A 16,311-nucleotide genomic window follows, 5' to 3' on the forward strand; every position below is an offset into this window, starting at 1 on the left:
TAATACTTAATCAGGGTTAATTCTCATCAAAGGTTGACCATATTCTACTGGTTCACCATTTTGAACTAAAATTTCCATCACCTGTCCAGAGACTTCGGCTTCAATTTCGTTCATAAGCTTCATAGCTTCAATAATACACACACTTTGACTAGATTTGACGCGATCGCCCACCTCCACAAAGGGAGCTTCTCCTGGTGCTGGGGCGCGGTAAAATGTCCCCACCATAGGAGATAATACGTCAACCAACTTTTGATTAATTGGTGAAGGAGAAACAGCAGGTTGAATTATGGAATTATCCACAACTTTATTTATGACCATTTCTGGTGAAGTTGTAGATACCAACTGGGTTACGCCGGCACTGACTACATTACTAATTGGTGCTTGGCCATTATTGCTGAAACTGATAGCTTTGCGTACCGTTAATTCAAACTCATTATTTTTGAGTGTAACTTCCGCAATATCAGTTTGAGCAATAGTTACCAGTAGTTGACGGATTTCATTAAAGTCTAATGTCACAATTATTTTACCTCGACCTAACTGTTAAATTAAAATTCTAAGTAGGGCAGGGATTTAATCCCTCTATAAAAAAGGGATTCAAATCATGATTACCAATTTGGGTTTTAGTCTTCACTACTCCCAGTTGGTATCAAAAAAGTAGGAAAATTATTCCCTGCCTAAATACTTATCTTCTCTGGTATCAATCTTGATGCGCTCCCCTTGAGCAATAAACAAGGGAACCATGATAGTTGCTCCAGTTTCTAGAATTGCAGGTTTAGTACCACCTGTAGCAGTATCACCCTTAACACCAGGATCTGTTTGCACAATTTCCAAAACTACAGAATTAGGTAGTTCAACTTCTAACACCTGTTCGCCCCAGCGAATCACATTCACTTCCATACCATCTTTGAGGTACTTGACGCGATCGCCAATTTGCGCTGAAGTTAATCTACCTTCTTCATAAGTCTCCATATCCATAAAGACAAACTCATCACCTTCTTTATAGGTATGTTGCATCGTTACCTTTTCCAGAGTAGCCTGGGGGACAGTTTCCCCAGCCCGAAAAGTTTTTTCTAATTGTTTACCACTTTGGACATTTTTCAGGGTTGTCCGCACGAAAGCAGAACCCTTACCTGGCTTAACATGAAGAAAATCTATCACGCGCCAGACCGAACCATCTAATACAATTGAAACACCAGGTCGAAAGTCGTTACTAGAGATCATGAAACTTTCAAATATTGCAAGACAATCGGCATTCATTGTACCCTTCTAGGGTCATAAGTTGTTAATTGTCAGTTGTTAATTGTCAGTTGTTGGTTGTCAGTGGTCAGTTGTTAGTTGTCAGTTGTTAAGAAAGAGGCAATAGACAGATATTCTTCCTGCTTCCTGCTCCTTACTCTCCTGCCTCTTCAATCTCCAGACTCCCAATGTGGGAAGATAATCAATAAGTTACTGCCAATCAACACTTTGATACTAAAGAAAGAGAAATTTGATGTTGAACTTATTAAGGTCCTGGGTGAAGAACAGCCTCAAACTAATATTGTTATTAACAATATTTTTAGGCATAAGTACAGCTGGGTGGACTCCCACTAGTAACGCCGGCTTACCAGCGGGAAACGCAATTACCGACGGAAAGGCCTTGTTACGCTATGCACTCCCGATAGATAATCAACCTGTACGTAAACTACAAGCCAGTTTAGAAGACATTTCTAACCAACTGCGAGCGAATAAGCGGTGGAGCGCGGTTAATAATGATCTAAAGCAAGCATCGCGGATACTCGATAAACCTTCCCAAATATTAGCAAGTATTCCGGAAGAACGGCAAGCTCAAGCTCAAGCTTGGGTTACTGAATTGAAATCTGGGGTAACACAACTGCAAGAAATAGTTAAAACTAAGCGAAAGGAAGCAGTTCTTGAGGGAAGAGCCAAATTACTTGATCTTGTCAGCTTGTTAGAAGAATCAATGGTGACAAAATTTCCCTTTGAAGTTCCTGCTGAATACAGTAATTTACCCCAACTCAAAGGACGCGCTACCATTGCTTTTAAAACTAACAAAGGCGATCTTACCGTAGTGGTAGATGGCTATAGCGCTCCTGTCACCGCTGGTAATTTTGTAGATTTAGTACAACGCGGTTTTTATAACGGTTTAGAATTTACCCGTTCGGAAGAATCTTACTTTTTACAAACTGGAGATCCTGTTGGTCAAGAAGTTGGTTTTATTGACCCTCAAACTGGCAAATATCGGGCTATTCCTTTAGAGATTTTAGTCCAAGGTGAAAAAGAACCAACCTATGGTATTACGCTCGAAGAAGCTGGACGTTATTTAGATATGCCAGTTTTACCTTTTTCTTCTTTTGGTGCTTTAGTGATGGCCCGTCCAGAAAATGAACCTAATGGTGGTTCTTCTCAAGTTTTCTTCTTTCTGTTTGAACCTGAACTTACCCCCGCAGGACGTAATCTTTTAGATGGTCGTTATGCTGTGTTTGGTTATCTGACTGAAGGGAGAGAGATTTTAGATAAACTCAAAGCTGGTGACAAAATTGAATCTGCGACTGTTATTCAAGGTGTGGAAAATTTAGTTCAGCCGCAAGCAGTTTCATAAAAGATTAAAATCAAAAGGTAGGGACGTTTGAGTTTGATTAAACGTCTCTACTTTCTCAAAGCGACTCTAGCTCTTTCCGCTTGCGGTTAGCAGTAATAACATCTTTCAATTAATTTTTGAGTCTATCCATTATTTTCCTTAATTTAGCTAGAACCTTTTTTTGTAAACTTGTAGACCAACGATAGTTATAATCTTTATGCTGGTATATACTAACCTTTTCCTTGAGGTTTTCTATATATTGGATCAGTTCTGCCAAATCTTTTTCAGTTTTAACACCCCTAACAATACCAGCAGTCTTTAGGTAATAACTCCCTATTACATCTGCTTCTTCTTCTGAAGCATTATGATCTTTACGGTAGTAACGGATTTTACCATTCATCTCTTCAAAATACGAGGCTAGACTTCTGATAAGAGCAAAATCTAGTTCATCTAGTTTTTTAGGTTCATAATTAATTTTTTCCTGAACTGATTTAGGAGGAGTGTCTGGTTCAGAAATAAAAGCAGAGGTTTGGATTGGATCTGAATTTTGAGATTCAGCATTACTAAGGATATACTCTAGAGTTTTTACGCAGTCCAAGAAAGATGAGATATTGCGGGCAATTACCTGTTTTGTGTGAATATTGATAATGGCATAGCCAGAACCTTCATTGACTACAGCATATTGTCCTTGCACTGTCACATAGGCGTTTGTGTCTATTCTTTTGATGTCGCTCATTTGGGGAACTAAAAAGACAACTGTTTTTTAATATACTCTAATTGGAACATGAATTGGCATAACTAGCTATTGAAACCAGGTGCAGATAAATTAAGCTATCATGAGTTCTCCTAATCGTTTTAAAATTTGCAAAACTTCAGCTAATTCATGTCGGCGGGGAAATAGGGAAAATGTGCGTGATACGTCGTATTCAGGTTTGTCTGTGATAGCTAGTTTGATAAATATAAATTCATCGCCATTCGTAGCCATACCAAATACAGATTTATCCCGGTGAGGAGTAGTTAACATATAGGCTAATAACTGCGGTATTGCTGTTACCACTGGAATGCTATTTCGTTTAGATTCAACCACAAAAATCCACAGTTTTTCCTGGACAACTAGGACATCAATAAAACCGCGAATTGTTGCTTCTGGTTCTTCAATTTCTAAATTTATGCCATAGGGTGAGCAAATTCGGTAAGGTGAATCTAGAAAACCTGCAAGTTCTAAAAGTGGTGAAACGACTAAAAGATTAATTGTCCCTTCTAATAATAGACCATCAACACGATGATAATCATAACGTCGTTTAATGCGAGTAATACCTGATTGTTCTTGTGGGTTGAGTTGGGGTAAATCTGTCAACCATTCATTAAAAAAGTTTTCATCTTCTGCTTGGTGTAAGTTACAACGAGTTTGTAAATCACTCAAGCTTTTAATAGTGTCTGTAATACCAACGGTAGAAACCATTTGTTATGACTTTATTTTCAATTACTGTAGGATTCTCAAGCCTCTATTTGCAACGACTACGGCAAATTACCTGCATTGAAAACCTGCTCAACTGTAATACTCAATTCTGGAAAAGTCCGCGATCTAATTTTTTGATTAGCAGTAAATACTGTATCTTCATATAATCCCTCTTCCAGGAATAACACAGAAATCTTAGATTCTAAAGGATCAACAATCCAATATTCACAAACTCCTAAAGCTGCATATTCAGAACGTTTATAACGATAATCTCTTTTTACCGATTCTGGACTGACTACTTCGACAATCAATAATGGTGGTGATTGAAATACAGCAGAAGCATTTTGTAATTCTTTCGCATCTTCGAGTGTCACCACAGACAAGTCACTCAACCGTGATTTATTTCTACCTGTTCTCACTCCAGTTTCTCGAAAACACAACCAAGATAGAGTCAAACGCTTTATTTCCGCTGTTAATGTTGTATCAAGAAAATTGACAATCAAAAAATGTTCAATTTTTGGTGGGTTGATAATTTCTAACTGTCCATCAACTAGTTCATACTTCAAACCAAGTCCATCATCATAGTTTAAGTATTCCTCAAAGGAGAGGTTTTTTACTAATGTTGTTACCATATCAATAGTCTCCTAGATGATTCTTTTATTTTAGTTTGTAACGACAGCAAAAGTACATGAGTTCTTGAAAGTTATTTGTGTAAGTCTTACTTTTGGCTTACTCAAGAGTAATCATTCGTTTTTCGGTAAAACACATAGCAGTACCTTTTTCGTAATAAGCAGCTTCATTGATAAAGATGGGATAGACAGTAGAGTTTCCTTGATAGCTAATTATCTGACCATCAAATGTTAAAAACATAGGATCTCCGGGATGTAAAACTTCATAATCTTTAAACTGAAGATCAGGATGGATCATAGCTTGAATTTCTCCCTGTTCGTTTCTCGGATAATCAATTTTTTCTAGATATTCATAGCAGATTAGGTTATTTGGAAAAGATGGAACTTTTTCCTGGTTGTACAGTTCCAAATAATCTAAAATTGTGTATATTATGGCTTCAGTTTTCAGAAAAAACTCTGCATTTAAAACACCTTGAGGAACAGATCCCACCTCAATACAAATTCCAAATTTACCAAGCGATCGCAGTGAATCATGACTGCGACCAGAGTTTCCCAAATTACAAACCTTGATTGCAGGATTAATATAATTAAGATAAGCGGCTAATTGCAAATTGAATGGTTCATCATTATCTACAATTATGGTTATGCCCATATTAGCAGTGCTACTATGTAAATCAACGATAAAATCAGCAGGAGTTTTACCATTTTTTCCAAACAGATAGTTAATCTCTTTAGCTCGTAAATCCTCATAACTAGATAGTGTTATATCTTCTAAATGGTGGCGCAGAAAACAGCGATTCAAATCTTTATTGATGTATCGTCTTACTGCTGTAAAGGCTTGAGGATTAGCTAACAAAGTCAGTGTTTCAAAACTGGATCTATTAATTAATTGTGGGAATTGCTCAAACTTTTTAATCAAGTATACGCCAGTAAACTCATTCCCGTGAGTTCCACCGACAATTAACACCCGACTGAATTGATGATCAGACTTCATTTTTGCTTCTCCAGTGACAATTGGTTATGTTGTTATAAATATATCTGATAAAACCATGATTCAATCACCTTATTTATGCAACATTGCATGACTAAAATATCATAATGCTGAAAAAACAACAATTTTTAACCATGATGACTAACAGCACACACCCGTAAATCGAAAATCCAAAATAGTAAAATTATGAATAATGATTTATCTTCCCTGCGAGTTCGGGATATTGGTGAACAGGGTCTTTTAAAAAGATTACAACGCTTTTGTACACCAGGTATGATTGGTGATGATGGGGCAGTATTAGTAACGGAGTCTGATAAATGTTTAATAGTTACCACTGATATGCTCGTTGACGGCGTGCATTTTAGTGATGTTACCACCTCTGCTCAGGATGCTGGTTGGCGGGCTGCGGCGGCGAATTTATCGGATTTAGCAGCAATGGGGGCAACTCCCATGGGGATAACTGTAGGATTGGGTTTACCCGGAGATGTAACTGTAAGTTGGGTTGAGGGATTATATGCGGGCATGACAGAATGCCTGGCAAAGTATCATATTCCCATAGTTGGTGGTGATATTGTGCGATCGCCCATTACTACTTTAGCTATTACAGCCTTTGGTCAAGTTCACCCTAATTTGATTATTCGTCGTGGCACTGCTCAGGTAGAAGATGCTATTGTTCTGACAGGGGTACATGGAGCGTCCCGTGGGGGCTTAGAATTACTGTTACATCCCGAAATAGGTCAAAATCTCAAAGCTGAAGCCAAGACAGCTTTAATTACCGCTCACCAGCGCCCCAACCCCCGCTTAGATGTCTTACCTATTTTATGGGAAATTGTAGAATCCCAATGCAAAATCGTTCGACTGAGCGAAGTCGAAGTCCCAAATCTCAAATCTCAAATGACCATTGCTGGTATGGATAGCAGTGACGGTTTAGCAGATGCAATATTACAAATCTGTCGTGCCAGTCAAGTCGGTGCAGTGATAGAATCTAACAAAATACCATTACCATTGGCCTTTGGGGGATGGTTAACAGAGGAGAAATGCTTAGAATATGCCCTTTATGGTGGGGAAGACTTTGAATTAGTCCTGTGTTTACCAATAGAACCGGCATTAAAATTGGTAGAACATCTGGGAACTGGTGCGGCGATAATTGGTAAAATCACCCCCGGCTCAAAAGTAATTTTACAGGATGAAAAAGAAGAAATCCCCGACCGAATTCTTAATCTCAGTCAGGGATTTCAACATTTTTGATTAGGGAATAGGGAATAGGTAATAGGGAATAGGTAATAGGTAATAGGTAATAGGTAAGAGATAGATAATTTGCTTTTTTCTCTGTCCCCCTGGCGTAGCACCTGTCCCCTGTTCCCTGTTCCCTGTTCCCTGTTCCCTGTCACCGTGGCGTAGCACCTGTCACCTGTTACCTAAATTAAACCCATTTTTCAGCTACTAACTCAGCCAAATCGAGAACGCGTTGACTGTAACCCCACTCATTGTCATACCATGCCATGACTTTTACGATGTCATTGCCCATAACGATAGTCAAATTGGCATCAACAATAGAAGATTCGTCTGTACCTTGATAGTCAGAAGAGACAAGTTCTAACTCGCTATAACCCAAAATGCCTTTGAGAGGACCTTCAGAAGCAACTTTAAGAGCTTGGTTAACTTCTTCAGCAATAGTGCGCTTCTCAGTTTGGACTACAAAATCCACCATAGAAACGTTAGGGGTAGGTACGCGCAAAGCAACACCATTGAGCTTACCCTTCAACTGAGGAAGAACCAAAGCCACCGCTTTTGCCGCGCCAGTGGAGGTAGGAACAATATTGATAGCTGCTGCTCTTGCCCGACGCAAATCACGGTGAGAAGCGTCTAATAAACGCTGGTCACCTGTATAGCTGTGGGTAGTAGTCATTACGCCTTTGATGATACCAAATTTTTCATCTAATACCTTAGCAATGGGAGCTAAACAGTTGGTTGTACAACTAGCATTACTGATGATGTTATGGATCTTGTGGTCATAATCATGATGATTGACACCGACGACAAAAGTACCATCTTCATTTTTACCAGGGGCCGTAATCAGAACCTTTTTAGCTCCGGCATTTACGTGCCTCATTGCCCCTTCTTTGCTGGTAAAAACCCCTGTTGATTCGATAATCAGGTCAATTTCCCATTCTTTCCAGGGTAAGTTATCTGGGTTGCGATCAGATACACATTTAATGGTTTTACCATTAAGAGTGATGGAATTATCATCAGCCGCAATATCCACACCTTTTAATTTGCCCAGCATAGAGTCATATCTAAGCAGGTGAGCATTAGTTCTGGGATCAGATGTGTCATTAATAGCAACCAATTCGATCTTGCTATTTTCTCTGCCCACCCAGCAGCGTGCAAAGTTGCGTCCAATGCGCCCGAAACCGTTAATTGCAACTCTAATCACAGTGTCTTCCCCTCTGTATTTATGCCTATAAGTTGATATCGTTGACCATAATCATATCGCAAAGGGGGAATCTATTTATAACGATAAAGTCTGAGATTCAAAAAAAATTACAGAATTTATTTACAAATTGTTGCAGTTGAGGAAGTGGCGGGCAGATTTCTGTTTGAATAATAGTTTGATTACCAATATACTATGGTAGTCAATTCCCACAGGGGCTTTAGGCCAGTAATGCAAGTTGCTGTACCTAAATCTAGGCTACTGAGTTACCAAAAAAATATAGAAAATGTATTTAAATCTACACAATTTTCTTTCCCGATGTAGCAGAAATTTTCAGAATAATCTTATGAAGCGATTAGAACTGGTGAAAATGTTCACAGGGGGGGGGATAATTTGGTGCAGGGGTTAATCAACGGACAACCAAGGTCATAAATTAATCATTACTCAAAGTCAATTTGACCTTTGTTTTATATATACAGATAGTTAGTATCTGTAAAAATCAGAATCCTGTTATGATGTGCGTGTCTAATGTGGTTCTGGTGTGGTGTAAGAGGAGAATAAAATGAGCAATTGTATAGATTTTAGTGGTAGACCATTTCATTTCATTGGCGTTGGGGGTATCGGAATGTCTGCTTTGGCTTATGTTCTCACCAAACGTCAATTACCAGTATCTGGTTCAGATTTGCGTCCTAATCATATTACGCACAAGTTAGCATCTCTGGGCGTTCACATTTTCAGTAAACAGGAAGCCAACAATCTGGAGTTTTTTCTGCCTCAAGTAGCTAGTGATGAGGTATTATCGCCTAGAGCAAAAACCAATTTGCCGCAAGTGATTTGTTCCACAGCCATTAATGCGAATAATTTAGAATATAAAGCTGCTTTAGAATTAGGTTGCCCGATTTTGCATCGTTCTGACGTTCTAGCTGCTTTAATTGCTGATTATTACAGTATTGCTGTAGCAGGAACTCACGGGAAAACCACCACTAGTAGCATGATTGGTTATATGCTATTGCAAGCTGGACTTGATCCGACAATTTTGGTCGGTGGGGAAGTCAAGGCTTGGGAAGGTAATGCCAGAATGGGGAAAAGCCGTTATTTAGTAGCAGAGGCAGATGAATCTGATGGTTCTTTGGTGAAACACGCTCCAGAAATTGGCATTATCACTAATATTGAATTAGATCATCCTGATCATTACGAGACTTTGGAAGAAGTAGTTGATACATTCCAAACCTTTGCTCAAGGTTGCAAAACCTTGGTAGGGAGCATTGATTGTGACACAGTGCGTCATCGCTTGAAACCAACTATTAGCTATAGTCTTGACCCAGATCAAGGTGCTGACTATACTGTTAGTAATGTCAATTATCGGGCGGATGGGACAACAGCTTTAGTGTGGGAAAAAGGTCAAGCTTTAGGTGTATTAAATTTACAGCTATTGGGTCGTCATAACCTGAGCAATTCCTTAGCAGCAGTGGCGGTAGGTAGATTCTTAGGTTTAGAATTTGGGCAAATTGCTGAAGGTATTGCCACTTTTGAAGGTGCAAGACGAAGGTTTGAGTTGCGAGGTCAAGCTGCTGGGGTGACTTTTATTGATGACTATGCCCATCATCCTAGTGAAATCCGTGCTACTCTAGCCGCAGCTAATCTTCAATCTAGACCTGGACAAAGGGTAGTGGCTATTTTTCAACCCCATCGTTATACTCGGACATTAACGTTTTTAGAAGAGTTTGCTGAGTCTTTTACTCATGCTGATCTAGTTGTGCTAACTGATATTTACAGTGCTGGTGAACCTGATTTGGGTCAAGTCAGTGGAGAAGATTTAGCCACTGCAATTAGTAAACACAACCCTCAAGTAGTTTATCAACCAAATTTACCTTTAGTTAGTGAATTTTTACTGGAAAACCTGCGTTCGGGGGATTTAGCACTGTTTTTAGGTGCTGGTAATTTAAATCAGACTATTCCTGAATTGATTACTACCATGAGTGAACCGGCAAAAAGCTACATCTGAGAAAGATAACTGCATCTAACAGCAAGACCGGATTTTTACGGTAAATAAATCACATAAGTCAAAAATTCACCAATTAAAGTAAAGATGATAACTTCCCAAGACCTTAGCAAAATCCGTAATTTTTCCGATTTGACCCCGCAAAGACAAATTAAAGATCATGGGGATAATAGTAAATCAATTTACTTACCGGGGACTGATTGTTCTCTAAGGACTCATACTTCCTTGTCAGGGTTTACTTCTTATCGAGTTGGGGGGGAGGCTGAATACTATGTTTCTCCTCAGAATTTAGAAGCTTTAAAAGCAAGTATTGAGTTTGCTAAAGAGAATTATTTAGCGATTACAATCTTAGGTGCTGGTTCTAATTTGTTAGTGAGCGATCGCGGTATACCTGGATTAGTCATTGCCACTCGTCATCTCCGTTCTAAATATTTTAACCCAGATACAGGTCAATTAATCGTATCCGCAGGAGAAGCCATTCCTGCTTTAGCATGGGACGCTGCTGCTTTGGGATGGGAAGGATTAGAATGGGCTGTGGGTATTCCTGGAACGGTAGGGGGTGCGGTGGTGATGAATGCTGGGGCGCATAATAGCTGTATTGCAGATATGTTAGTTAGCGCTCAAGTTCTTTCCCCAGATGGAACTTTGGTAACTCTCACCCCGGAGGAATTAGGCTATACATACCGAAGTTCACGGCTACAAGGTGGAAAATGGATTGTGACTCAAGCGACCTTGCAACTGCAACCAGGGGCAGATCCTGTGGTAGTGACAGATAGAACCAAAGACCATAAAAAACACCGACTCAGCACCCAACCATACAGCTATCCCAGTTGTGGTAGTGTGTTTAGAAATCCTCAACCCTATACTGCGGGTTGGTTAATTGAACAAACTGGACTCAAAGGTTATCAACTAGGGGGAGCGCAAGTTGCCCAACTTCATGCTAATTTTATTGTCAATCGGGGGGGAGCTAAAGCCAGCGATATTTTTTCTCTCATTCGTCATGTTCAAAATGAGGTGCAAGAACGGTGGTCAATTTGGTTAGAACCAGAGGTGAAAATGTTAGGTGAGTTTCCAGTGGTTTGCTAAAGGGCAAGCATAACCCCAGACTCTAGAACCCCAAAGTAATTTCACCAGTAAGGTCAATCAGAGAGAGAATCATCAGCAATTGACAGTGTTTGACCTTGGCAAACTACGTTAGTTGTGTATCTCAATCATGCCATCTATAATTGAATTTGATTTGTCAGTAATCGTACAGCGGATAACCAGTTATGACAGGAAAAGGACAGGGATTTGGCTTTGGCTTAGGCAAAATGAAAGAATTAGCCGAAGCTTTTAAAAAAGCGCAGCAAGTTCAAGAGGGTGCAAAACGTCTTCAAGAAGAATTAGAGGAAATGGAGATTCTCGGAGAATCTGGTGGTGGACTGGTGAGGGTGATTGTCAGTGGCAACCAAGAACCGAAACGAGTGGAAATTGATCCATCTGCTTTAGCAGAAGGTGCAGAAGTGCTTTCTGATTTAGTTGCGGTGGCCATGAAAGATGCTTATAAAAAGTCTACCGAAACCATGCGGGAACGGATGGAAGATCTAACCAGTGGATTGGAGTTACCTGGATTGTAGTCAATAGCTAGTGGTCAGTCGTCAGTGGTATAAAGTAACTGGCAACTGACGCAAAAAATCAAAATATATGACTTATAAGTTACTGTTTGTATGCCTGGGTAATATTTGTCGCTCACCGTCGGCTGAAAATATTATGAATCATCTGATTTCGCAAAGGGGTTTAACTAAAACAATTCTTTGCGATTCTGCGGGTACTGCTGGTTATCATATTGGTAACGCACCGGATAGACGCATGAGCGCCGCAGCGGAGAATAAGTTAGGATTTAAACTCCAAGGCCGAGCGCGTCAATTTCAAGTCTCGGACTTTCAGGAGTTTGATTTGACTTTGGCCATGGACCGTAGTAATTATGATGATATCCTAGCTCTTGATCCTTCTGGGCAATATCATTCTCAAGTGAGGCTGATGTGTGATTTTTGCTCTCAATATACCCTCAAGGAAGTTCCAGACCCTTATTATGGAGGAGTTGAGGGTTTTAATTTTGTGATTGATTTACTGATGGATGCCTGTGAAGGTTTACTAAAGTATATTACTGAGAAGTAATCCAAAGTATCATATTTCTTAGATCCTCGATTTATTGACAAAATCGGGGATTTAACTTTTGGATTTGGGGATTTGGGTTTTTTAGATTCACTAACCACAGAGGACACAGAGGACACGGAGGTAGGAAGAAAATACAGCTTTGATTCTCACTATTTCAAAGTTTAAAATTTTGTAAAATATTTTCTTTTTTTTGTCGGGGTGGTTGACTTTCCCTCGTGGGCGTGATATTGTGATAATCGGAACGCGTCCCTAAATAAAAATTTTGCTCACACTCCATTATATTTATATGACTATAATACCACGCCGAAAGTAACCCGAACCCTAAAAATAAAAAATTTTTTTCAAAAAAACTTATTTAAATTTGTATTTAGATAAATAAAACTTATGAGTTGTGTAAAAGTTCAGTTTTTTGGTAGATATTGTAAATTCTGATTCTGAAAATATTTGACAATAAATAATTAATATTCAATATTCTAGTTTGCCATGAAAAGTGAAGATTGTCAACGGGTAAAAATATTTCTGCAAAAGTGGAAAGGTTCTCAGGGGAACGAGAGAGCAAATTATCAGGGTTTCTTTTTAGAACTTTGTGATGCTCTGGGGGTAGAGCGTCCATTACCTAAAGGCAGTATAGCAGGCGATCGCTATTGTTTTGATAAAGATATCAAAATTTTTAACAAAGATGGAGTTACGACAAACTTTGCAGACTTCTATAAAGAAGGACATTTTTTAATTGAAGCCAAACAAGGGGGAAACGCAAATAAACGGGGTACAGCCAAACGAGGGACAAAAACCTACGATATAGCCATGGAAAAGGCCTTTTATCAAGCACAAAGCTATACACCTTTTCTAGCAAGTAAACCTCCCTTTTTAATTACCTGTGATATTGGTTCACATTTTGAAATTTGGATGAGTTTTAGTGGTAACTATGGTGGTTATGGAGCGCGGGAAAAAATTGATCTTGATCAGCTTTTAAACGAGAAAATATTTAATCGCTTTGTGGCGATATTTAATGATCCGCAAAATTTAAACCCGGAAAAATATCGAGCGCGGGTAACAAGAGAAGTTGCGGATACCTTAGCTAAATTAGCGCGGTGGTTAGAAAAACAAGGACACGAACCCAAAGAAGTCGCTAATTTCCTCATGCGCTGCATTTTCACCATGTTTGCGGAAGATGTAAAATTATTGCCAGGAGAAGTTTTTACTAAAGCATTAAAAGAACGTTGGTTGGTTGAACCCAAGACATTTAAAACCCAGATTGAAAGACTGTGGAAAGTGATGAATACTGGGGGAGAATTTAACTTTGATGAAATTCCCCAATTTAACGGCAGCTTTTTTGCTCATGCAACTGCTTTTGATTTACCGAAAGAACAGTTAGAAGTGCTGTATGAAGCTGCAAATAAAGATTGGACAGAGGTAGAACCGGCGATTTTTGGGACATTATTAGAACGAGCTTTAGATAGTAAAGAACGGAAAAGTTTAGGAGCGCATTACACACCTCGATCCTATGTTGAGCGGTTGGTGCGTCCCGTAGTTATAGAACCTTTACGGTCAGAATGGTTATTAGTGGAATCGGAGGTTAATCGCTTTTTAACTCTCAAAGAAACACAGCAAAAACCGACAAAAGTACAAATAGAAAAAGCTGAATATGAAATTAGGGCATTTTTAGATAAATTACAACAAATTCGGATTCTTGATCCTGCTTGTGGTTCGGGTAATTTTTTATATGTAACATTAGATTTATTAAAGACATTGGAACAGGAAGTACAGACGCGGTTACTGGATATTTTGGGAGAAGTAACAACGAATTTATTAGAGGAATTTGATCCGCGTTTAGCAGGAAGAAAACAGGTAAACCCGGCGCAATTTTTAGGAATTGAAATTAATCCTAGAGCGGCCGCTATTGCAGAGTTAGTAATTTGGATTGGTTATTTACAATGGCATTTTAAACGCTATGGAAGTACACCACCACCAGAACCGATTTTACAGGATTTTCATAATATTGAATTTCGGGATGCGGTGTTAGATTATGATGGGAAGGAGTTAGATATTGATATTAAAACGGGTCAGGTAAAAACCCGTTGGGGTGGAAAAATGATCAAGCATCCTGTGACGGGTGAAGATGTTCCTGATGCGAGTGATCAAATTCCTATTTATCGTTATCTTAATCCTCGTCCTGCTATATGGCCAGATGCAGATTATATTGTTTCTAATCCTCCTTTTATTGGTAATTATCGGATGCGTGAAGCTCTAGGAGACGGGTATACAGAAGCAGTACGACAAATCTACAAAGATGTACCTGATACTGTAGATTTTGTTATGTATTGGTGGCATAAAGCGGCTGATTTAGTTAGAACGGGTAATTTACGAAGATTTGGATTAATTACAACTAATAGTATTAGTCAAAAGTTTCAAAGAAAGGTGATTGATTTTCATCAGAATCAAAAGAACTCCATTCGTTTAATTTTTGCAATTCCTGATCATCCTTGGGTTGATGGAGGTGCAGCAGTTAGAATTGCAATGACTGGAGTAGAGTTAAATGATTCAAAAAATCAACGAATACCGCAGTTAGGTAGTATAATATCTGAAAATGAGGCATTAACCCCAGAAGAGCAAGCTGATAATATTAAAATTGAGTTTTGCAATGCTAACACAATTTTTAGTAATCTATGTGTTGGAGTTGATTTCACACGAACTCGGCCACTTATTAGTAATAAAAAACTATGCTGTCGAGGTGTTCAACTTATCGGTAAAGGATTTGAGCTAACTCATGCACAAACTTTAAATATAGAAACAGAAATTGTTCATCCTTATCTAAATGGACGAGACTTATTACACATTTCTAGAAATGCACTTGTAATTGATTTATTTGGTCTTTCAGAAAATATAGTTAGAGAGCAATATCCAAAAGCATATCAATGGGTTTATGAACGAGTTAAACCAGAAAGAGATCAAAATAATCGAGGATCATATCGAAAAAATTGGTGGATATTTGGAGAGCCAAGAGCTACTTTAAGAGATTCAATAAGAGCAATCAACAAATTTATTGTAACTGTTGAAACTTCAAAACATCATGTATTTTTTATGCTTGATAAAAGTGTAATTCCTGATAATAGGCTTATCATATTTTCTCTTGATGATGCTTACTTTTTAGGGATTTTATCAAGTCATTTTCATAAAATTTGGTCATTGGCAGCAGGTGGAAATTTAGGAGGAAATACACCATGTTATAACAAAACTGTTTGTTTTGATCCTTTCCCTTTCCCAAATCCTACACCAGAACAAAAACAGAAAATCCGAGAATTAGGAGAAAGATTAGACTCCCACCGTAAACGAGTACAAATACAACATCCTGAAATCACAATTACGGGAATGTATAACCTGCTTGAAAAACTCCGCAAAGGAGAAACATTTACCGAAGCAGATAAAACATATAATAATAAAGCCTTAGTTTCCACCCTCAAACAAATTCATGATGAATTAGATCACGCTGTTTTTGATGCTTATGAATGGCAAGATTTAAAAGAACATCAAAAAACAAAAGCCGAAATTGAGGAAATAATTTTATCAAGATTAGTCGCGCTCAATGCTGAACGTGCAGAAGAAGAACGTAACGGAATAATTCGCTGGTTGCGTCCCGAATATCAAGCACCATACGAAGTTACCCAACAACTACTAACGGAAGTTATGGAAACAGAAGAAACTGTGATTATTCCCACGGAACAAAAAACTTTTCCCAAACAACCAAAAGACCAACTTGCAACTATCCGCGATTTACTTCGCACCAATACCAACGAGTGGACAGTGGAACAAATTGCTGCTCAATTCAAAAATGGTGGAAAATATAAAAATACTATTACCGAAAATCTGGAGAGATTAGAATGGTTTGGGATTTTAATGTGTCGAGAAATAGGAGAAAGTAAACATTGGCAATATGTGGAAATATAGTAGAATGTCTGATAGCGAAGCGTGGCCTTAGCCATATCAGGATTTCCAGGATTTCAGGATTGACAGGATCTTTATTTGTGTTATAATTCTGTTATATGAAACTTGATGGTGAGTGG

The 16,311-nt window shown here is 38.6% G+C and carries 14 protein-coding genes; 7 read left to right on the forward strand and 7 right to left on the reverse strand.

The features are described from left to right. Positions 1 to 6: 6 nt before the first annotated feature. On the reverse strand, positions 7 to 516 hold the full coding sequence (accB, locus tag ACIR131C_RS0105945; protein ID WP_028089460.1) for an acetyl-CoA carboxylase biotin carboxyl carrier protein: 510 nt from the start codon (positions 514 to 516) through the stop codon (positions 7 to 9). Positions 517 to 663: 147 nt separating this feature from the next. Then, entirely contained in the window at positions 664 to 1,221 is a 558-nt protein-coding gene (gene efp / locus ACIR131C_RS0105950) for an elongation factor P (RefSeq protein WP_028089461.1), read from the reverse strand. A gap of 268 nt (positions 1,222 to 1,489) precedes the next feature. Between efp and ACIR131C_RS0105955 the strand changes: the two genes are divergently transcribed. Beyond that, the gene (locus tag ACIR131C_RS0105955) at positions 1,490 to 2,599 is read left to right on the forward strand and encodes a peptidylprolyl isomerase (RefSeq protein WP_028089462.1); all 1,110 of its coding nucleotides are present in this window, start codon (positions 1,490 to 1,492) and stop codon (positions 2,597 to 2,599) included. 109 nt (positions 2,600 to 2,708) lie between these two features. On the opposite strand, the gene ACIR131C_RS0105960 is transcribed toward ACIR131C_RS0105955, so the two are convergent. The 4 genes from ACIR131C_RS0105960 to ACIR131C_RS0105975 all read right to left on the reverse strand — a co-directional run bounded on the left by ACIR131C_RS0105960 (position 2,709) and on the right by ACIR131C_RS0105975 (position 5,660). Then, positions 2,709 to 3,314: a hypothetical protein gene (locus ACIR131C_RS0105960; protein WP_231395401.1), complete on the reverse strand. Its 606-nt coding sequence runs from the start codon at positions 3,312 to 3,314 to the stop codon at positions 2,709 to 2,711. A gap of 90 nt (positions 3,315 to 3,404) precedes the next feature. Continuing rightward, entirely contained in the window at positions 3,405 to 4,040 is a 636-nt protein-coding gene (locus tag ACIR131C_RS0105965; RefSeq protein WP_028089464.1) for a type I restriction endonuclease subunit R, read from the reverse strand. A gap of 56 nt (positions 4,041 to 4,096) precedes the next feature. Further along, positions 4,097 to 4,669, reverse strand: a complete 573-nt coding sequence (locus ACIR131C_RS0105970) for a Uma2 family endonuclease (RefSeq protein WP_028089465.1) — start codon at positions 4,667 to 4,669, stop codon at positions 4,097 to 4,099. Between the two features lie 97 nt (positions 4,670 to 4,766). Next, positions 4,767 to 5,660 (reverse strand): aspartoacylase, encoded by an 894-nt coding sequence (locus tag ACIR131C_RS0105975; RefSeq protein WP_028089466.1) that lies wholly within the window; start codon positions 5,658 to 5,660, stop codon positions 4,767 to 4,769. A 183-nt stretch (positions 5,661 to 5,843) separates the two neighbouring features. Here ACIR131C_RS0105975 and thiL point away from each other — a divergent pair, with 183 nt between their 5' ends. After that, on the forward strand, positions 5,844 to 6,905 hold the full coding sequence (gene thiL, locus ACIR131C_RS0105980) for a thiamine-phosphate kinase (RefSeq protein ID WP_028089467.1): 1,062 nt from the start codon (positions 5,844 to 5,846) through the stop codon (positions 6,903 to 6,905). A gap of 175 nt (positions 6,906 to 7,080) precedes the next feature. Here the strand turns inward: thiL and ACIR131C_RS0105985 are convergent, their stop codons facing one another. Next, a complete protein-coding gene (locus tag ACIR131C_RS0105985) occupies positions 7,081 to 8,094 on the reverse strand; it encodes a type I glyceraldehyde-3-phosphate dehydrogenase (protein ID WP_028089468.1) in 1,014 nt (337 codons plus the stop codon). Between the two features lie 559 nt (positions 8,095 to 8,653). Here ACIR131C_RS0105985 and murC point away from each other — a divergent pair. The 5 genes from murC to ACIR131C_RS26645 all read left to right on the forward strand — a co-directional run bounded on the left by murC (position 8,654) and on the right by ACIR131C_RS26645 (position 16,195). Next, positions 8,654 to 10,096, forward strand: a complete 1,443-nt coding sequence (gene murC, locus ACIR131C_RS0105990; RefSeq protein WP_028089469.1) for a UDP-N-acetylmuramate--L-alanine ligase — start codon at positions 8,654 to 8,656, stop codon at positions 10,094 to 10,096. Between the two features lie 84 nt (positions 10,097 to 10,180). Continuing rightward, the gene (murB, locus tag ACIR131C_RS0105995) at positions 10,181 to 11,179 is read left to right on the forward strand and encodes a UDP-N-acetylmuramate dehydrogenase (protein WP_028089470.1); all 999 of its coding nucleotides are present in this window, start codon (positions 10,181 to 10,183) and stop codon (positions 11,177 to 11,179) included. A 182-nt stretch (positions 11,180 to 11,361) separates the two neighbouring features. Then, positions 11,362 to 11,709 (forward strand): YbaB/EbfC family nucleoid-associated protein, encoded by a 348-nt coding sequence (locus ACIR131C_RS0106000; protein WP_028089471.1) that lies wholly within the window; start codon positions 11,362 to 11,364, stop codon positions 11,707 to 11,709. Positions 11,710 to 11,776: 67 nt separating this feature from the next. Continuing rightward, on the forward strand, positions 11,777 to 12,250 hold the full coding sequence (locus tag ACIR131C_RS0106005; RefSeq protein WP_028089472.1) for a low molecular weight protein-tyrosine-phosphatase: 474 nt from the start codon (positions 11,777 to 11,779) through the stop codon (positions 12,248 to 12,250). 483 nt (positions 12,251 to 12,733) lie between these two features. After that, entirely contained in the window at positions 12,734 to 16,195 is a 3,462-nt protein-coding gene (locus ACIR131C_RS26645; protein ID WP_028089473.1) for a class I SAM-dependent DNA methyltransferase, read from the forward strand. Positions 16,196 to 16,311 lie beyond the last annotated feature (116 nt).

It is taken from the genome of Dolichospermum circinale AWQC131C (assembly GCF_000426905.1).
In the GTDB taxonomy this organism is placed as follows: Bacteria; Cyanobacteriota; Cyanobacteriia; order Cyanobacteriales; family Nostocaceae; genus Dolichospermum; species Dolichospermum circinale.